Source organism: Sphingobacterium sp. IITKGP-BTPF85, assembly GCF_001006065.1.
GTDB classification, from domain to species: domain Bacteria; phylum Bacteroidota; class Bacteroidia; order Sphingobacteriales; family Sphingobacteriaceae; genus Sphingobacterium; species Sphingobacterium anhuiense.
Window position 1 is genome coordinate 24,427 of sequence record NZ_ASZT02000026.1, and the last position, 20,396, is coordinate 44,822.

The 20,396-nt window shown below is 35.0% G+C and carries 16 protein-coding genes and 1 pseudogene; 3 read left to right on the forward strand and 14 right to left on the reverse strand.

Features of this window, described 5'->3' with window-relative positions:
* Window position 1 precedes the first annotated feature (1 nt).
* The gene (locus tag L950_RS07455) at window positions 2-760 is read right to left on the reverse strand and encodes an MlaE family ABC transporter permease (RefSeq protein ID WP_021188171.1); all 759 of its coding nucleotides are present in this window, start codon (window positions 758-760) and stop codon (window positions 2-4) included.
* A 258-nt stretch (window positions 761-1,018) separates the two neighbouring features.
* Between L950_RS07455 and L950_RS07460 the strand changes: the two genes are divergently transcribed.
* The 3 genes from L950_RS07460 (at window position 1,019) to L950_RS07470 (ending at window position 4,515) form a co-directional block, all read left to right on the forward strand.
* Window positions 1,019-2,500 carry a DUF6600 domain-containing protein gene (locus tag L950_RS07460; RefSeq protein WP_021188172.1) on the forward strand — a complete coding sequence of 494 codons (1,482 nt, stop codon included), beginning with the start codon at window positions 1,019-1,021 and terminating at the stop codon, window positions 2,498-2,500.
* Window positions 2,501-2,648: 148 nt separating this feature from the next.
* A complete protein-coding gene (pncB, locus tag L950_RS07465; RefSeq protein ID WP_031287103.1) occupies window positions 2,649-3,821 on the forward strand; it encodes a nicotinate phosphoribosyltransferase in 1,173 nt (390 codons plus the stop codon).
* A complete protein-coding gene (locus L950_RS07470) occupies window positions 3,814-4,515 on the forward strand; it encodes a class I SAM-dependent methyltransferase (RefSeq protein ID WP_021188174.1) in 702 nt (233 codons plus the stop codon). Before pncB ends, L950_RS07470 begins: the two co-directional genes overlap by 8 nt.
* Window positions 4,516-4,667: 152 nt before the next feature.
* Here the strand turns inward: L950_RS07470 and L950_RS07475 are convergent, their stop codons facing one another.
* The 13 genes and pseudogenes from L950_RS07475 to L950_RS07525 form a co-directional block, all read right to left on the reverse strand.
* A complete protein-coding gene (locus tag L950_RS07475) occupies window positions 4,668-5,096 on the reverse strand; it encodes a hypothetical protein (RefSeq protein WP_231576960.1) in 429 nt (142 codons plus the stop codon).
* A gap of 67 nt (window positions 5,097-5,163) precedes the next feature.
* Window positions 5,164-6,762 (reverse strand): SusD/RagB family nutrient-binding outer membrane lipoprotein, encoded by a 1,599-nt coding sequence (locus L950_RS07480; protein WP_031287104.1) that lies wholly within the window; start codon window positions 6,760-6,762, stop codon window positions 5,164-5,166.
* Between the two features lie 11 nt (window positions 6,763-6,773).
* The gene (locus L950_RS07485) at window positions 6,774-10,106 is read right to left on the reverse strand and encodes a SusC/RagA family TonB-linked outer membrane protein (RefSeq protein ID WP_206368716.1); all 3,333 of its coding nucleotides are present in this window, start codon (window positions 10,104-10,106) and stop codon (window positions 6,774-6,776) included.
* A 135-nt stretch (window positions 10,107-10,241) separates the two neighbouring features.
* Window positions 10,242-10,679: a FecR family protein gene (locus L950_RS32365; protein WP_021188177.1), complete on the reverse strand. Its 438-nt coding sequence runs from the start codon at window positions 10,677-10,679 to the stop codon at window positions 10,242-10,244.
* Complete coding sequence (locus tag L950_RS32370) at window positions 10,679-11,329, reverse strand: FecR family protein (RefSeq protein WP_021188178.1); 651 nt, start codon at window positions 11,327-11,329, stop codon at window positions 10,679-10,681. Before L950_RS32370 ends, L950_RS32365 begins: the two co-directional genes overlap by 1 nt.
* 114 nt (window positions 11,330-11,443) lie before the next feature.
* Entirely contained in the window at window positions 11,444-12,001 is a 558-nt protein-coding gene (locus L950_RS07495) for an RNA polymerase sigma factor (protein ID WP_021188179.1), read from the reverse strand.
* Window positions 12,002-12,211: 210 nt separating this feature from the next.
* Window positions 12,212-13,369 (reverse strand): TIGR03364 family FAD-dependent oxidoreductase, encoded by a 1,158-nt coding sequence (locus L950_RS07500; RefSeq protein WP_031287108.1) that lies wholly within the window; start codon window positions 13,367-13,369, stop codon window positions 12,212-12,214.
* A 14-nt stretch (window positions 13,370-13,383) separates the two neighbouring features.
* Window positions 13,384-14,720, reverse strand: a pseudogene (locus L950_RS07505) (DUF5690 family protein).
* A 181-nt stretch (window positions 14,721-14,901) separates the two neighbouring features.
* The gene (locus L950_RS07510) at window positions 14,902-15,483 is read right to left on the reverse strand and encodes a helix-turn-helix domain-containing protein (protein WP_021188183.1); all 582 of its coding nucleotides are present in this window, start codon (window positions 15,481-15,483) and stop codon (window positions 14,902-14,904) included.
* A 379-nt stretch (window positions 15,484-15,862) separates the two neighbouring features.
* Window positions 15,863-16,165, reverse strand: a complete 303-nt coding sequence (locus L950_RS32375) for a PQQ-binding-like beta-propeller repeat protein (protein ID WP_231576962.1) — start codon at window positions 16,163-16,165, stop codon at window positions 15,863-15,865.
* A 50-nt stretch (window positions 16,166-16,215) separates the two neighbouring features.
* A complete protein-coding gene (locus L950_RS07515; protein WP_231576963.1) occupies window positions 16,216-18,201 on the reverse strand; it encodes a PQQ-binding-like beta-propeller repeat protein in 1,986 nt (661 codons plus the stop codon).
* Window positions 18,202-18,346: 145 nt separating this feature from the next.
* The gene (locus L950_RS07520) at window positions 18,347-19,174 is read right to left on the reverse strand and encodes a glycoside hydrolase family 16 protein (RefSeq protein ID WP_021188184.1); all 828 of its coding nucleotides are present in this window, start codon (window positions 19,172-19,174) and stop codon (window positions 18,347-18,349) included.
* A gap of 82 nt (window positions 19,175-19,256) precedes the next feature.
* Window positions 19,257-20,144 carry an alkaline phosphatase gene (locus L950_RS07525; RefSeq protein WP_021188185.1) on the reverse strand — a complete coding sequence of 296 codons (888 nt, stop codon included), beginning with the start codon at window positions 20,142-20,144 and terminating at the stop codon, window positions 19,257-19,259.
* Window positions 20,145-20,396: the final 252 nt, after the last annotated feature.

Genomic DNA, 20,396 nt, shown 5'->3' on the forward strand with positions numbered 1-20,396 from the left:
ACTAATTTATTATTGATAAAATTTGTACAATGATAATTTCTTCAATAAAAACTAAAAACATGGAAGCTACAACTGCGGCATTAGCCGCTTTACCAACCCCTTCAGTTCCTTTTGAAGAATAATATCCACAATAACAACTCACTGCACCGATAGTAAAACCAAAAACAATAGCTCTAAAGACCATTGCCCATAAATCCTGATAACCAATTGTTTCGAAGACTTGCGTAAAAAAACTTAAAAAGCTTAGATCATCTTTGGATGCCATGCTTAGGTATCCACCAAGAAGCCCGATTCCTGCAACATAAAAACATAAAATAGGAATACTTATTGTTGTCGCTATAATACGACTTACAATTAAAAATTTAAATGGGTTTGTTCCTGAAACTTCCATCGCATCGATTTGTTCGGTAACATTCATAGAACTCAATTCAGCCCCAACCTGCGAACCAATTTTTCCAGATGCAATCAATGCCGTTACCAATGGGGCTAACGCCCGAACAATAGCAATGGAAATCAATGAAGGTAACATAGAGGTTGCTCCAAACTCTTCCAATGAAGGTCGTGATTGTTTAGAAAAAACAAATCCCACAATAAAACCCGTTAAACTGATTAAGGGTAATGATTTCCATCCAATTTCAAAACATTGACGTATTATTTCCTTAAATTCATAAGGAGGTGTGACAAGTTCTTTCCAGAATCGAATTAAGAATCGATGGATATTTGCGAATTCAGTAAAAAATGATCGAAGTTTATTTAACATTCAAATAAATATTTCCTGTGTACAATATTTTATGACACGATTGAAGGGATAAAGGTACAAAAAATAGGTAATTATTATCAAACCATAAACACTTAGTTTCCGCTTAAGTTTTCTTACAGCCCTAGAAAACAACAAAATAATCTGGAATAAGTTTTGCCTACATAAAAAACAAATCACAGATTAAACCATATGTATATTATAGGTGTCATACCTACAAAATAAAGAACTATTTTTCACGATCGATAAAAAAGAAATATCATGAAAAAAATTAAATATATAAAATTAATCGCATTAGCAGTTTTTAGTATCCTGTTTTTTGCGACGCCTAAATCTTCGTTAGCACAACGTGGATATTCTAATTATAACAGTGGTGTTTCTTTTCAAACATTTTATGATGAACTAGCGCCTTATGGTGACTGGGTAAATGACCGCAATTATGGTTATATGTGGATACCAGATGTAGGTCCCAACTTCCAGCCTTATTCAACCAATGGATACTGGACCATGACCGAATATGGAAATACATGGGTATCAAATTATTCTTGGGGATGGGCACCATTCCATTATGGTAGATGGGAATACAACAACAATTATGGTTGGGCGTGGATCCCAGATTATGAATGGGGACCAGCCTGGGTCAATTGGAGAGAAGGTTCTGGTTATTATGGATGGGCACCTTTAGGAATTAATATTTCGATCAATCTTCCTATGAATTTATGGGTATTTGTTGGGTCGTCTAACATCTATAGCAATAGATTAGATCGTTACTATGTTCACCCTCGTAATTATAATAATTTTTATAATAGAACTACAATTATCAATAATACTGTTATCATCAATAATAAAAACTATTATGGTGGTCCAAGAAGATCAGATATTGAAAGAAGTACAGGAAGACGTGTAAGCGTAAGAAGTATTAATAATTCTGATAGACCTGGTGCATCACGTGTAACGCGTAGCAGTGTTGATATCTATCGTCCAAATGTGGATCGTAATTCAAGAACTGATGCAAGACCAAGCCGCGTTGCTGAAGCTTCATCCCGTACACGCAGCAACAATACTTCTTTACAAAATAGAAATGATCGGGTGATATCTACAAGAGATAATATGACCAGTACGAGAGGTAGTCGCGAATTATATATTGACAATAGTGGAAATGCTACTGTTAGATCGAGAGAAAATGGATCAACGGATAGATCAAGAAGTAATAATAGTACAACTGATAGAACAGACGGACGTATAAACAATAATGGTGGTAGCACAAGAAGTAATTCATCTAATACAGATAATGGCTCTTCGAATACCAGAAACACCCGGGAGAGAGTACAATCTATCGATAATAATAATACTTCAGTTCGTACAGAAAGACCTGCAAGAAATACAAATACAGTGGAACAATCTAGAACTGAGCGTCCAGCTAGGGTTCAAACGAGTACAAACAATGAAACTAGAAGTAGCAGAACTGCACCAACTAACACGGAGCGACCAGCTAGAGTACAGGAAACTTCAAACAACGAAACTAGAAGTAGCAGAACTGCGCCTACGAACACAGAAAGACCTGCAAGAGTTCAGTCATCTTCAAACAACGAAAGTAGAAGTAGTAGAACTGCCCCTTCATCCAATACGGAACGACCTGCGAGAGCACAGTCAAATAGTGTGGAAAGAAGTAATAAAAGTACCAATGAAAGAAGCTCAACACAGTCGGGAGCTACCAGAAGCGGCAGTACACGTACAAGATAAGAATTGAAATAATTTTATGAAGAGGTTTAGTAATGATACTAAGCCTCTTTTTTATGAATAAGACACAAATTGGATTTTCCGAACAATTACTTTAAATTGATGTTAATTATTAAATTTACATCCTTATTCACTTTATATTAAGAGGCCAATGGCTCAACTAACATCCATACTAGACAACGACTTTTATAAGTTCACGATGCAATATGCTGTTGTCAAGTTATTTCCAAAAGCAAAGGCTCGATACCAATTCATTAATCGCGGTCAACATAAATTTCCACTAGGATTTGATAAAAAACTAAGAGAGGCAATCGATGCGATGGCAAATCTAAAATTGAGCAAAGCTGAAAAAACATTTTTTGCTCAAAATTGCCCATATATTGACCCTACTTACTTTGACTTCTTACAGGGCTATCGCTATGATCCTGATGAGATCAGTATTATTCAAAATGGCGAAGATTTAGAAGTTAAAATTGAAGGATATTGGTACCGTACCATTCTATGGGAAGTTCCGATCATGGCTTTAATATGTGAACTTTATTACGAAATAACTGAACAGAAGCGCTTAACGAATGAACAGGTTATTGATGATGCTAAAACTAAAATTGAAAAATATAAGAAATTAAATATTACAATCGCAGATTTTGGTACAAGGAGAAGACATTCTTTTCAGGTTCACAAACTTGTCGTAGAAACATTAAAAGAATATGGGGCTGGTACTTTTATTGGAACGAGTAATGTTCTTCTTGCTATGCAATATCAAATTAAACCTATTGGCACACATGCTCATGAATGGTTTATGTTTCATGCAGCCAAGTATGGTTATAAAATGGCAAATTTGCTAGGTCTTGAACATTGGGCCGATGTATACAGAGGTGACTTGGGTATCGCGCTATCTGACACGTACACAACAGAAGTATTCTTTAGGCAATTTGACAAAAAACTCACCAAATTATTTGATGGTGTACGACATGACAGCGGAGATCCTATAGAGTTCGCTGAAAAAATCATTTCACATTATGTCAATAAGGGAATCGATCCTTTATCGAAAACCATCATATTTTCGGACGGTTTAGATTATGATAAAGTGGCTCATATAACGCAGTATTGTAAAGGCAAAATTGGACATTCATTTGGAGTAGGTACGAACTTCACTAATGATGTTGGCCTGACACAAATGAATATAGTGATTAAAATGACTGAAACACAACCAGAAGATGATGAATGGACGCAGGTAATTAAATTATCGGATGAACCCAAAAAGAACACTGGAGATCCAGCGACTATCAAATTAGCAAAACAAATATTAATGATACATGACTAGAGATATTTACGGCGAAGCCTTAAACGATTATTACATTCATCAAAAAGAGGTAGCGCCTCTACTGTTACACAGTAGTTATGGTGATATTGAAGAAATGCCCGTTGATATATTTTTTCGCGACGAAGACGAGATTCCTGAACTGGAATTTATTGCGCTTTCCCTATGTGATGGACGTGTTTTAGATGTGGGCGCTGGCGTAGGTTGTCACACGTTGTATTTGCAAAACAAAAACTTTGACGTTGAAGCACTTGAAGTATCAAACATAGCCTGTCAGATCATGCAACAGAGAGGAGTTCAAAAAATACATCATAACGATTTTTATCAATTCAAAGATCATAAATATGATACGCTCTTGTTCTTGATGAATGGAATTGGATTAGCAGGCGATATAGAAGGCTTTAAAAACCTTTTGATTCATGCTGAATCCATATTGACAGATCGTGGACAGCTTATCTTTGATACGTCAAACATCGAGTATCTTTATGAGGAATATAAAATAAAACGACCTGATCACTATTTTGGAGAGATAAATTATCAATATCAATATCAGGGAAATTTTGGGGACAAATTCAAGTGGTTATATCTGGATCAAAAGATGCTCATTAAAATTGCACATGAATTAAACTGGGTAGTACAAATTCTATTTGAAGATGAACACGACCAATATTTAGTTCGTATGGAAAAGAGAAAATAGTGCCCACTTAATGAGATACAACAAAGCTTTCGGAAATATTGCGAAAGGCTTTGTTTTTTAATAAGTAGCAATTTTAAATACGATTACCAACCTGATAATTAAAATGGGCTATTTAAGCTTGATATAGGTTTCAATTATTATTTGTTTAACACCTAATTCTGGAAGATTTTCTTCACCTTTTTGAATAAGTGTATCTCCTTTTGAGTTAGCTCAAAATCAAAAGTATTATTTTCCCAGTCGCGCATGCTGCAATACTGTAAATGTTCTTTATATTTATTACCAATTAGTGTATATGTACCTCCTCCCGAGACAAATAATGGTTCTTTTCCTTTCCCTTTCTCTTTATCGTGATTAAAAAAAGAAAAGTGATCTCCATTAAACATCTTAAACATCTCTGTTTTTGATGCATCTGTAAAAGCAAGAATCGTGTCTGTTCCTTTTATGGTTTTACTTTCAAGTAAACGATAGGTTCCTGCAATATTTTGTATATTTTCTGCAGGTTTATCAGACTTTGGCGCACATGATGAACATGCAGCAACAAATGACAAAATGATTAACTTTTGATTTATTAGGTTTTTCATAAAATGGTTTTTTATTTTAACAGAGATCAAAGTTGTCGCATCTGATCTCTGTTAAAGATGCAAGAAATTACTTATCCCACCAAACACGGCCTGTCAATTTATCTCCACCAGTTACTGCATTTGAAGCTGCTTTATAATTTTCCGGATTCTCCGCTGCCTCCATTACTGGGTAAGGAAATCTTCTCGGGATAGTTCCTCCTGTAGCATTTCCAGGATAATTACCTATAGAAATTAAAATAGGATATCCTGTTCTTCTCCAATTACTCCAAGTTTCATAAAAATCGAGCATTGTGATAGTATGTGCCCAATATTGGGAATTAATTTGGTTAAGTGCATCATTTGCATTGAAAGGATTTTTTACAATGTACTCTTCTGCCTCTGCTTCAGAAATGCCTAATGTTGAACTATACTGATTTAAATATGTAAGTCCCGCTTTAACTCCATTTTTATAATGCTGTGATGCACTACCGCCTATACTCCATCTCTGAGCTGCCTCGGCCCATAGAAGTTCTGTTTCAGCATATGTTAGAATAAATGTAGGTGCCTCTCTTTTGATCATTTCAGGGTGAGCCGAAGAGTATTCATCCATTTTTGTAAAATTCGGGTCACTTGCAATATTGTATTCTGGTTTAGCACCTAAATCTTTACCATTAGGCATTCCTTTCTGTTTTGCTGGATCAGTAATAAAACTTGCATTTTGATCTTTATTCCCGTCAGATAAATATAATTTAGTAACAGCTATTTTAGCCAGTCTTGGATCATTTGATTTTTTCAAGAAATTGATAAAGGTCTTGGACCATTTAGTATAAAAATGCTCTTGCCCTCCATCACCTAATAACACTTGGCTATTTCTATTTTGAGTGACGCGTGCACCAGAAGTTTCATGTTTTAGATAAGCATTGTCATCATTAGACGTCATGGTCTTATTAATAACTTTATTCGCATATTCTTTTGCTTTGTTTTCATCGACCTTAATTAGACGCATTGCTAGACGTAATATAAATGAATTTCCAAACTTCTTCCATTTATTAATATCACCTCTATATATTACATCTCCGACTAAATTTTCACTAGAAGCTGTTAATGCATTGGTAGCTTCATCTACTTCCTTTAAAAGATCATTATAAATATCTTGTTGCTTATCATATTTTGGTGTATATATTTTATCATGATAACCCAGACCTGCTTCTGAATAAGGAATATCTCCATACAAATCTGTCAGTCTTGCAAAAATTAAAGCTTTCCAGATTCTTGCTATTTGATGCAAATTGTTATATTCCGGTTTTCCTTTTGTATTGTATACCAGATCAACAATATTACGAACTTGCTCAGAATAAGCGCCGACAGCAGATGTACCCCAATAAGCCGTTGTATATGCTTCATTCAAAATATATTTATCTCCAGCCCAATAACTCACCACTGTAGAAAAACCTTGCATCATTGTAGACGCATAAATTAAATTTGCTCTCCAAGTATCGTAAGCGAAATCGGTACTTCCTGTATAGGTCAACTGTGACGTTGATAGCAAATAATTAGGATTAAAATTCTCATTGGTATATGCATTGGGATCCGTGTTGATTTTTTCAAAATCTTTTGTACAACTTCCTGCACTTAGCAATAGTGTAACTGCTAAACCCGATATAATTGGTTTAAATATTTTTCTCATTGTAAACTTCATTAAAATTTAACACTTAAATTAGCACCAAACGTCCGTACTGCAGGTACTCCACCTAACTCCAAACCAGGAAATGTTGCATTGTAACTTGATTCAGGATCAATATTATCCGTTTTCTTCATCAGCACAAATAAGTTACGGCCTACAGCACTAACATTAAGGGATTTAATTCTATTATTGAACATTTTAACAGGGAAATTATAACCAATTACAACTTGTCTCAATTTTATAAAATCTGAACTTTGAACAAAGTTTTTTGAAACGTTATTTGCAACATTCGTATAATAGGCCGCTGCATTTGTCCCTAAAGATTCACGATTATCCAATGTTGCTTGATGTAATCCATTGATATATCCATAATAATTAGTTGCTGAAAACAATTTACCGCCCCATTTTCCATCAATCAAGAACGAAACATTTAAATTTTTATAACTGAATTCATTATTCCAGCCTGCAAACCATTTATTCATAGCAGACCCATAGGCTTCCAAATCACCTCGAGCAGGTGATTTGGCATCATCATCCAGTAAAACGATATTCCCATTTGCATCGTATTTATTATCAAAGGCCATTACCTGATGAATAGATTTACCGACAATGATTGAAGTAAAACCTACTCCTGAACGAGAAGTTGCAATCGTTAATGGATTACTCTCATCAATACCATCCGCTAAAGAAAGTACTTTATTATCATTAAAAGATCCATTTAAAGTTGACACCCATTTAAAGTGATCATTCTTAATAATTGTCGCAGAAAGTAAAGCTTCAAATCCCTGATTTTGCATTTCACCAGCATTTAAAACTGCTGCAGAATATCCTGAAGTAGTTGCAACCTTTACATAAGTAATCTCATTTTTCGATTTTTTATTATACCATGTCAAATCCAAATTTACACGATCATTAAAAAGACGTAATTCTGTACCAATTTCAAGTTCTTTTGCTGTAGATGGTAATAGCGAAGAATTTGGAATGTTAACATTTGAAATAATTCCAAGAGGTTTACCCTGTAAAGACTCGCTCCTTAATCCGTAAGTCAACATGGTTTGAAAAGGATCTGTAGCTTGTCCTACTTGTGCAAAACCTGCTCTTAACTTACCGAAACTTAACCATGATGGTTTTAAATATTCAGAAAAAATAAATGATGTAGAGATCGACGGATATACAGAATTTAATTTATTATCCTTGCCAGGGGAAGCCAAAGTTGAGAACCAATCTGACCGCAAACTTCCATTTAAGTAAAGAACATCTTTGTAAGCAAACTCCATTGTACCATAAACCGACTGCATCTCATTTTGATAATAACCCAAAGCGATCGATTTATTTAATGCATTACTTATTGTATAAACAAATGGAACGGCAAAATCTACTCCGTTATTGGTTGTCTGTTGAGATTCAGTATTACGGTATGCAGCTCCAACATTGGGAGTTATCGAATAATCTCCAAATTGAAATGATTTACCAAGTAATATGTCTGTATTAATGTCAACAAATTTTGTATTCTGTTCACTAATCTTACCAGTAGCGTAATAAGCTGTACCTGTAGGCAATACATTTGTATATTGATCGTTATAGCCATCCCTACCTGCGCGTCCTTGGATAAATAAGCCATTAATAAACGTATATTTTGCGGCTATTGAACTTATTGAGCGATCACGCTTTGTATTATTTTGAAATTCATAAGCGGCAAACCATGGATTAGTAGCATATACATTTCCTGTATTGAACGCAACCTCATTACCATGCTCATCTTTCCACGGTTTTAAGTCATCTACATTGACACTTGTTGGAATAAACATTGCATTAAAATTAGCATTCCCTGCACCGTCCGAAAGCATGGGTCTATTTTTCACCTGCTCATAGATCAAATTAACACGAGCGTCAATCGTCAACCTTTTGATCGGCTCAAACATACCTGCCAGATTAAATGACTGCCTATCTAAACCAGAATTAGGAACTACCGATTTATTTTTAACATCAGATGCTGATAAACGGATCGAGCCACCATCGAAGCTCTTGTTTAGAGCAAGCGTATTGGTCCAAGTACTACCTGATCTATAAAAACGATCTAAATTCCCCTTTTGTAAAGAATATGGTCTTTCTTTACCATCAAATTGAACAACAGGTGTACCATCTAATTTTGCTCCCCAACTGGAACTACCGACTTGAGCTGCTGCTTTTTGACTATTTGGTTTTACACCACTAGCCCCTTGCCCATAGATTGTTTGCCAATCAGTTTGGTCAATTATTTGTTCTCCAACAAAGTTACTATTGAAATCAATTGAATTACCTTTTCCAGATTTAGTTGTGATCAAAATTACACCTGCTTTAGCACGTGCACCATACAATGCTGAAGCCGCAGCTCCTTTTAATACGGAAATACTTTCAATATCATCTGGGTTAATATTACTGATCGCGTCCCCTAAATCGGGTGCATTGTCCCACTGGCTTCCAGAATTACCTTTTGAATTGGCATTTCCAACACCTACAGGTTTATTTTCCATGGGAATACCATTAATAACATATAACGGTTGATTCGTCTGACTTATACTGGAAATACCACGAATCGTTACATTCGTCGCAGCTCCCGCTCCCCCAGAAGTACTACCGATATCCAAACCAGCAACCTTCCCAACTAAGGCATTTACAACATTATTTTCACGCGCTTGCGTCAACGATTCACCTTGAACCTGAGTAACCGAATAACCTAAAGAGCGTTTCTCTTTTTTCATACCCAACGCAGTCACAACAACTTCATTCAGCATACGATTATCTTCCGTCAAAACGATTTTAATAGAAGTATCATTACCCAGAACCGGCTCCTCTGAATTATAACCAGCAAATGAAATGACAAGTGTATTTCCCGTCAGTGCGTTAATGGAGAACTTACCGTTTAAGTCAGTAGCTCTTGCGACTGCAGAACCTTTAACACGAACTGTAGCTCCCACGAGTGGGTTGCCTTTTTCATCTGTTACAATACCTTCATAAACTTTATTCTGTTGCTGGCTGACAACCACCAAACCCTCGTTTGAGATACTATATGTAAGGCCAGTCTTATTAAATAATTTGGCTAAAATATCCGTAACTCGTCCATTCTCAATCTGCATGGAAACCTCCTTATTCAGATTGTCGTTACTTGAGCCATAGACGAAGTAATAGTCACTTTTTTCTTCAATCATTTTAAGTACTCTGCTCAATTTTGTTTTTTGGACATCAAGCGATACTTTTTGTTGGGAATAAACATTAGCCGAAACATTCATTACGACAAATGCACTCATAATCAAGGTTAGTTTCATCCGTATAATGAATCTAAAATGCACAATGTAGCCATTACGCATTTGCAATAAGCAATTTTTTATCATACTTTAGTATTAGGTTTAAAATTCAATAAAGAGCAGCACGTTTTTCCAGAATTGCTGCTTAAGAATTAATCTTTTTTTCAAGGATGGCGTTGGTCCGCCATCCTATTTTTTTTAGTAAATGGTTATTTTTCTTCCATATATCTCATAATTAAAAGGTTCTACTTTTTGTAATGCATTTAATACTTGGTTTATATTTTCTTTTGAAAAAGTCGCTGTAAATCGATAATCTTCAAGATTTCTATTTTTAATCTCTATATCCACATCGTACCATCGTTCTAAGGTATGTCGCAATGATTCAAAATCTTGGTCCATGATTTCTAATCGATTATCTTTCCAGGCAATCTCCTTAGAACTGACGGCAGGTTCATCTACTGAAAAATCTTGAATTTTGATTTCCTTAACGTTGCTTTTTAACGCTTCCTTTTTAACGGCGGGGTCTTTTTTAGCCTCAATAAATTGATTTTTATATAAGATAATTTTCTGATTAGGCTTGATAATCATGGAGTTCTCATTAATTCCCTTACTCCGCATCTCAATTAATCCCTCCACTAAAAAGCTTCAGATGTTCCATCATTAGGATAGGATTTCACATTGAAAGTTGTTCCAAGGACAGAAATATCAAAATCATTCGCGTAAACGACAAAGGGCTTCTCTTTATCTTTTTTAACTTCAAAAAAGCCTTCTCCAGTTAGATAGACATGTCGTGCATGATCATTAAAATCCTTATCAAGTTCCAGTTTACTATCAGAATTTAATGTTATTGTGGTGCCATCTGGCAAATCAAATGTTTTCTTCTCTCCTTTTTTAGTTTCGAATATCTGGGCAGCTACAAATTGATCCAACGGCTCAATTCTTTTAGAATAAAATTGTGTATACCAAAAGTAAGCGAAACCGAAAAGGGCGAGAACTGCAGCAATACGAAATAAGTGAGAGAGATGCCAAGAAAAAATAGAAAGTTCATTTTTCTCCTCTTTAAGGCGCGCTTTCATATGCTCTAACCTTTCATTAACAGCAGGTTTGTTGCCTACAAGAACTTGATATAATCTTTTAGCATGTTGAATCGTTTCTAACTGCTCAGGATGATTGACAATATACTGCTCCCAATATTGTATGCAAGATTTATTTTCTCCAGAACAATACTTCTGGAAAGTATCATCTATTAAAAAGTCTTCAATATTGTTGTAATCTTTTTGGCTCATTCTTTAGGTCTTTATTATAGAGTGCAGAGGATTGTACTTTTTTCCTAAAGAAATTTTAAAATAAAACACAAATAACTGTAAATCAATTAAATAAAATACACGTATTATGCTAATTTACAAATCTTTTAATTCTTGACGTAGTACTTTTAAGGCATCGTACAACGTATTATAAGCAGTTTTCACCGTCATCTGAGTGGTTTCTGCTATTTTTTCATAGGAATATCCTTCAAAAAATTTAAGATGAATGAGTTGTTTTTGCCGAAAACTTAATTTTTCTAGTGCTTCTTTTAAGCGGATCTGGATCCATTCATTCGTTTGTACCTTAATAATAAATTCTTCATAAGGAATTTCTATCCAATCATCTTCTGCCTTAACATGTCTCAAAGCAGTTTGTATCTTATGTTGTTTTTCTAAGAGTCGAAGGATTTTTCTTTTTAAAAATGTAATGAGGTATGCCTGCACATTTTCTACGCGATCAAGGCGATCTCGTTTTTCCCAAATGGTAACGAAAATTTCATCTGTTGCTTCACTCGCCAGATCAGCATCTCCACATGTACGAATACCAAAATTCACCAATTCGTTAAATAATGCGGCATATAAATCAAAAAACGCTTGTTCATCACCATTCCGCACACGTTCCCAAAGCAATCTATAGCCTAACTTATTTTTCATTATAATTGGTTAACTTCTTTTTAATTCCCTAAATGTATCATTATAGCTATAAAAGAAAAAATTATCAACTATATCTTTAAAAAGAGTTAATATTATTATTTGTACCATAAAAATCCATATTTGATATCAAGCCAATATTCAATTTGATTTTATAAAAAAAGCCTAGCAACGAAATGCTAAGCCTCTAAAACTACCTTATATTTTTTGCTTTTATGCAAAGATCGCTGCAATGCTTTTCTCGGCATAACCAGCACTGGCTGTCATACCTTTTCCGCCGATTCCGGTACGTACATGAATACGCTCACTTATATCCACTTCTAAAATATCATTGTCATGCTGAGCATAAAATCCAGCCCATGAGCTTGCAATCATAGACTGATCCATAGTGATAATACGATTCGCTTCATTCAACATGAGATCATTAATCTTTGAATTAATAGCAAATCCTAATTCATCCAGTTGATTACCTTGTGCATATTCATGTGAATCTCCAACAATGATACTGCCATCTATGGCTTGCTTAAATAAGATATGTATTCCTTGTTCACGCAATTCTTTATAGTGTTCAGGCACTTTTATTTGATGGAAAGATGGACAATATTCTTCGAAACTTTCATAACGTCTTGTCGTAAGCCCTGTTAAAATATTTCCTGGTAAATGCAGATCTTTCATCGGCTTTGTACGCATCATCTGAAGTTTACTGATCTTCAAACCACTATCGTCAAATAATGATCTATAAAGAATCTTGAATTCATATCCATTGCATATGATAACCTTATCAGCATCGAATAGTTGTATATCACTCGTTGTCACTTTAACAAAGTCAGCATAATCCTCGCAAGCCATCACAGTTGTATCATATTTTAATGTATACTGCTCAAACTTAGTCTGCATATAAGCATGTAAGCGATGGATCATTAAATCTGGTTCAACGCTAACCTCTTGTTTAAAAACAATAGCCTCTTTTACATACGTGTCCTTCATCATAGGATAGGTCTGTAAGATCTGTTCTTTTGACCATAGCTCATGCGCATATCCAACCTGCATATAATGTGCACTTAATTCATGCAGCATCTGTACTTCATCTGCGTCGGATGCAATATAGATACTGCCATTATTGCGAACAGAAATATCCATTTCATTTTGAATGGACTTATAGATTTCTAAACCTCTAACACCATAATCAAACCATTTTCCAGACATCCCTGATGGCACAACCTGTCCAAAATTGCGTACCGTTGAGCTTACCGGATAATTATCTTTCTCCAATTGTAGAATGCGTAATCCTTTTACCAAAGCATGGTAGGCATGGAAAGTTCCTAAGATTCCTCCTCCCACTACGATTAGATCATATTTACTCAAATTCATTTTATGTATTTTTATTAACTTATTTGAACATCACTACTATTCACACACCAGGGTTTCTCTTCCTCCTGTTCCTGTTTATCCATCGCTTCTTTTTTACGCGCAAAATAATATAAAGATAGTAAGGATAATCCCCCACCGATGATAGATGCGAAAAAAACCAATTGTATGAAATAACTTCCCCACGTCACGGAATTAGGTAATAACTCCTTATTCAGTAAAACTATAAAGCTGCCTAAATATCCGATCGAATCTGCCAAGTACATGACAAAACCTATATTGCTTTTCATTTTGTATGTAGCAATCATCCTTTCAAAAAAGATGGCGTTGTACGGGATATATGCTAAATAAAGACCAAGCCCTACCAGCAACATCCAACTTAATCCATCGATAAGTTGATGGCTAAAAAGATAAGTAGAACCACCTGCTATAAGAAAACCTACTATAATCAACATGTGAATCAATTTAAATGCTTTTAAATTATCTTTCACCACAATCAACAATGCCACCAGTACCAATACAATCAAAGCAATTATACCGTCAACTTTTGCAAAAATGCCATTGCCTTTTACATGCAGCATTTCCCAGATTTCAATTTCAAAATTATCTCGAACATCCCTGATAATTGTCAACATGGTATAAATAACAACAGTGAGCAAAATTCCAGGTTTAAACATTTTAAAAAACGCTTTTCGACTAGTACTATCCATCGCTACTCGTTCTGTTCTCAAGGCTTTATCCTGTTCTGTTGGTCCCGGTGCGTGCTCTAACAACCAGACACAACCGATAAAAGGAAGTAAGAATAAAAAACCTGTACAAAAGGGCATCCAATACTCATCAATTGGAAAAGTAGCCATTAACCAACGTCCCACTGTTTTAATCAAACCTGAAGCAAAAATCAAACTGACAGCCATAACTGCTCCCATTATTTCTGTATAACGTCTACCTTCCAGATAACTAAAAACCAAACCCCACACCATACCTAAAGGAAATCCATTCAATAAAAGAAAAATAATATTCCAAGGACGTGGACACCAAGCAAATGCTAACAAACTTAACCAGGAAATACAAATCAATATAATCAGATAGCGTCCACGATTCTTTTGCTTACTTTCTGCAATAAATTTTATACCATAAATTTAGAGAACATGTACCCGACCATCTGAGTAATAACTAAACAGACTTTATAATTGATTCCCCATACTGAAGCATCATCATAAGATGCGGCAGTAAAAGATTTTCTAAATGAATACATACAGGTATAGCAAAGAAATGCTGTAAGTGCCAATATCATGGCAACAGAGCGTTCATCCAGTTGACTAATACGTTGTTTAAATCTTTGCGTTAATTCCATTATTTAGACATTTGGTAAATGTGATTTTTTTCCACAACCAAAAGTAAACTTCAAAGATTAACACATTACTAAACTTCTGTTAAGTATTTGTAAACAAATATAGAAATAAATTGAATTAAGCCTAAAACAAAAAAAGACTTTCTATGGGAGAAAGTCTATAATATGATCTTAAATGAGTTCGCTATTTTTTGTTCTGCTCAAAAAAGTAAACAATTAACATGATTGCTTTATCTTTTCCGATGTTTCGCGGTGTATGCGATAGACGTCCATTAAAGAAAATAGAATCACCTTCATTAAGGACAATAACCTGATCCCTAAATACATATTCAACCTGACCACTCAAAATATACTTATATTCAAAGGCTTCAGTCTCCACCATAGGCCGTTTAGCATCTGGAAGAAGTTCCAATAAGACTATGTCTAAAGTAGAGCTATCAATAGAAGAGGTTAATATTCGCTTATAATGAAATCCAATTGCTTGTTCCTTTTCAAACTCTTCGTAATTTTCTTTCCTTTTGACGATAATGGGTCCCAATGTACTATCGGAATTAAAGTCTTTAAAAAATTCATTTAAATCCACATCAAGTGCATTGATGATATTGATCAAAACAAATAAAGAAGGAACTGTTCGGTTATTTTCAATCTGAGAAATCAACCCTTTACTGACACCAGCTTTATGGGCTATTTCTTGAATGGTAACCCCGTTAATCTTGCGGATTTCCTTAATTTTATTACTGATCTTAAATATTGTATTATCTTCCATAATTAACCTCAAAAGTACACAAATAATTACCCTGATGCATATTAAGTTTTTATTATCACAAAAACAATTAATATTATAGCACAACCATAAATTAGTAAAAAGTATAATCATTTCCAAGTTTTATCAGCTTTCAAACTTGAATGAAAATTTTGCACAAGAAGTTTCATAGCATATGTTAACAATTTCTTATGTTGCAAAAAAGTCGTAAAGCATAAATAGTGTTTGTTTCGTATTTACAAATACCTATGATGTGCTATTTTATTATTTGCTAAACTCTAAATGTTGTATGAGAGTTTTTATTTGGCAAATTTTAATAAAGATTTAAAACAAGAAAAGACGAACTGATGGTTCGCCTTTTCAAAAATCAAAAATGTGTTAGTTAATGTTGAAAACTATATACGTTTCCAGCAAAATCTGTCACATAAAGTAAATCATCTTTTACAAGCACCTCTGCTAAAATTGGAGCACCTAAATTAATTTTATATTTTAATTTGCCCTGTGGATCTAGACGGTAAAGAAATCCATCCGACGCACCAAATACAAAGTCAGTTCCAACTTGCTGCGGAGCTGCCTCTACAGTTGCAACTAACTTATTTTGATCGGGTGAACTATACGATGAGGTATAGATTAAAGCCTCTCCAGTTGTGAAATTCCATTTTTCATTCAGCGTATTCTTATCCAAAGCAACAATTCCTTTATCCGAAGTCGATAGTAATAATTGTTCGCCACTTATTACAGCGTTGCCATTACTTTGAAATCATAATCAAGTGTCTTTTTTCGTAAAACGTTTCCTGATAATCTATCTAGCACAAATACCGTATTTAATCCAGTTGCATATACTTCATTACCTACTACCGCAACTCCACCACTTCTAAAACGTAGACCATCCTCATTTTTCTTCCACATCAATTTACCTGTCTTGCGGTCATGAGCAAATAAACTGTTCCAATTAGCTCCTGTAAACAACTGATCTTTGGTTACTATGATCTCTCCTGGCATTGCCTCTCCCCCATTCCAATCCTGATTTCTCCATAGCTCTTTACCAGTCTTTAAATCTAAAGCGGTCAGATAAGAACCGTAACCAGTATAGTATACTCCTTCATAAATTGCTCCGGCTGTAACATAACTTGGTAATCGTCCCTGGCTTAATTCTTTCTTCCAAATCAGCTTCCCAGTTTTAGCATCCGCAGCGTAGGCATTTCCTGCCACATCAGTTGCCGCAACAATGCCATTTTCATAACGGAGTTTCTGTTTGATGGAATTAGCTGTTGAAAAAGTCCATTTAGTCTTTCCTGACTTTTCGTCTAAAGCTACAATTTGGGACTTACCATTTCCACCATCATCAAAAGTTGCTCCCAAAACGAGACCTTCTACAAGTAATGGACTCACTTTCCAAGTGTTTCCACCTAAGTTTCCAGTCCATTTAAGTTGAAGCTGATTTGCTTTATCATTCACTCCAAAAGTTTCTTTTTTGGTTGCCTGGGTACCATCATTGTAATTGACTTCAATAAAAGCAGTACATGTTTTATTACTTACATTCATAAGAGGTTCTGTCTCCCATGACCAATCTGATAATGGTTTAAACGGTGCATAGGCTACTTGATTGCCTTTACTATCAAGTACTCTCACGTGGACAGATGCTACATCTCGATTACTATCGTATACTTGCGCACGGAAAGGAATTTTCCCTTTTTCAGTGCTTTGTAATGCCGGATCTATCAATTGAATATGATCAAACAAATTACTGTATTTTGGAGCAACATCTTCAACACCATCTTTAGTAACTTTAATATGCAGAAACTGGCCAACAGCATGATCGATACCACCCTTATTAGGTGCATTTGTACTAATAACACGAACACCGCTGCTTGCATTAACAAAAGAATAGTTATTATGCCAGTGACCGAATAACCACGCTTTTAATTTATATTTCTTTAAATCGATTTCCTCAGTCTTTCCCTTTAGAATAAAGTCAGGTCCGATATCAAAATCGTGATTAATAAAAATAACCGGTTTATTCTTACCCTTCAATTCTAGATCCTTCTTCAACCATGCGATAACTTGATCTCTTGTATAACTTGGTTTATAATCGCCTCCCCACATCGGCGTAACAACAAAGTGTGCAGGACCGGCATCAAAAGAATAATAGGTCGGACCAAACAATTTTTCACCATATTCTCCTTTTACGAGATCATGATTGCCAACAGCATAATAAACAGGTAAGCCCATCAGTTGGCTATTTACTTGCTGCGCATGAAAACGCATGCCTGGTTCATAACAGATATCACCGGTATGCATAATCAAAGAACTTTTTTGATTTGCAGCATATTTACGGACATTCTCAATCCATGGACCATACAAATATGTTTCGGTATCTGTTATTTGAATAAAATTTAAAACATCCGGATCTTGAGAAGTATCCTCAATAAGTCCCATTGAATACTCTTTACGGTCAGGACTTATTTTTAAAAAATGACTTTTTGCAGGCTTGAAACCAGCCGGAGCAGTTACAAATACAAATCGTGCTGCAGGATTTGCTGGTATTTCGAACTGTCCATTTGCATCTGTTTTCAAAACCTGATAACCATCGGAAACAACAGCATGCTCAACAGTACGTTCGCCACTGTCGAACTGACCATTTCCATTCGAATCGATAAAGATATGACCTTTATACTGTGCATTTGCAACACCCATCCCTAGTGCCAATAAGGATGTCAATAGATAATACTTTTTTTCATTTTACAGTTTATCGTATATTAACTTTTAAGTTGTTTTGTTTGTAATGAACCTAATTATTTTAACTTTTTGTCAGCTAAAAATAAAGCTACTCATTGGTACTATTAAATCTGATCTTTGAGATAGGTTATTGATAAACCTTAACCCAGTCAATGATCATTTCAACTGGCAGTTGTTTCTGATCGACTTTTCCAACCCAACTACCGCCTAATTGTTGATCAATTAATAGAAAGAAAGGCTGATCATATGGCCATTGTGATTTATCAACCCCTTCTATGCGAGGATATGTAAACGTATCTTTACCATTTAACTGGAATACAATTCGATCAGGATACCAGCTTATACCATATACATTATAATCACCTGCATTGATCTTAGCTGTTCCGCCGTGTTGAGGATTTGTTTTTTGTCCTAAATCTAAGGTATAATAGGAGTGTGTTGTTTGGTAGATGATGGAATCAGAATTTAAATGTTCCATAATATCGATTTCTCCATTTTTTGGATATTTTCCATATTTATCTAATTCCGCTAACATCCACATAGCTGGCCATGCACCTTGAGCACTCCCAAGTTTCGCACGGATCTCCACTCGCCCATATTGAAAAGCGAATTTTCCTTTACTCCAAATTCCTCCTGTCAGAAATGGACGGGGATCTTTTGTCAGATCAGTATTATTAATTCCCTTCAAAATCAGTTTACCATCTTCCATTGCAAAACAGGCATCGTCTGTACTCATATGGCGATTCCAATCGGCGCTACCTGCAGAAATTCTTGTCCATTTTGTCGTATCAATGGAGGTTTCATTAAATTGATCTTCCCAAACCAATTTCCATTTTTTAGCTTCACGAGCGTCGCTTTGAATGTACACATAGGGATGTGACTTTGGATGATTGCTTACCCTACAGGAAGTGATAAGTACTAGAAAAGAAATAGCTGTTAGAAAATATTTAAACATGGCAATAAATGGTTTTTTTACTATTGTAATTAAACTTAAAAGAGTTCAAATTTGTACTCAAATCTGAACGTGATCTTAATCCTTATTTTTGAAAAACTTTAATGGGCTTACCTCTCCAAGCCTCATCTTGCTCTGCTCCCAATAACCAGGTCAATGTAGGTGCAATATCATAAATTAACATTGGTTGATTTACCTGCTGTCCTTTTGGTACACCTGGACCAGTCATGATAAAAGGTATTTCAACTTCAGCTAACGATTTACCTCCATGTCCTTTGTCAATACCGCCGTGATCAGCTGAGATGACAAAAATAGTTTCTTTCTCTATTCCTGCTTCTTTAACAGCTTGTTGCAATTGCGCAATTCTACGGTCTACATTTTTCAGTTCTGCATAATATTCCGGAGTATTATGTCCAATGTTATGTCCTACACCATCAGGTTGATCAAAATGCACAAAAGTAAGCGTTGGTTTATCTCTTTTTATAACTTCAATTGCCTTTTCTAATGTCTTATCCTCGTTGTCTTCCATATTATACACTTGTTGGACAATATTTTTATCAATGAGGTAACCGATACCTGGCCAACTGTGTATCACTGCAAAAGTAGCCTTAGGGTTTTTAGATGCTACTGCATTAAAAATTGAAGGAAATAGACCAGTCTTCGTTGTTTTTATCGCTGGGATTTCGGGCGTCTTACTTCCCCACTCTGTAAAACCATGCATAGTTGGACCAGCTCCCATCAACATAGATGCCCAATTCACCGCACTTGATGAAGGCAATACTGTTCTGACGTGAAGGCTATAGCTTCCATCTTTCATCATTTGTTCCAAAGTGGGCATTTCAGCTTTTGGGATTGCATAAGCACCTAATCCATCAAAACCAACCAGCACAACGTGTTTGATTTTTCCAGTCTGCGCTTGACTAATGGTTTGTGCAAAAAATAGGGCAATTAAAAAAATAAGGTTCTTTTTCATTATAATACAATTGTTTTAGTAATCATTACTAGTTGCTATCTGTATCATTTAGCTCCTACTTTAGGTTTTAAAAGTAGTAAAGCTTTTAGAAATACAGTATTCATTTTTGATTGCTGTCATTCTTAAATCATACAAATTTCACTTATAAATGAATCAAAAAAGGTAAAAGGCTTGATTTTGGTTTATTAATATTAAAAATTACTCGATAAAGTTAATCAATATTAAACAATACCAATTCATAACGAATGTCTG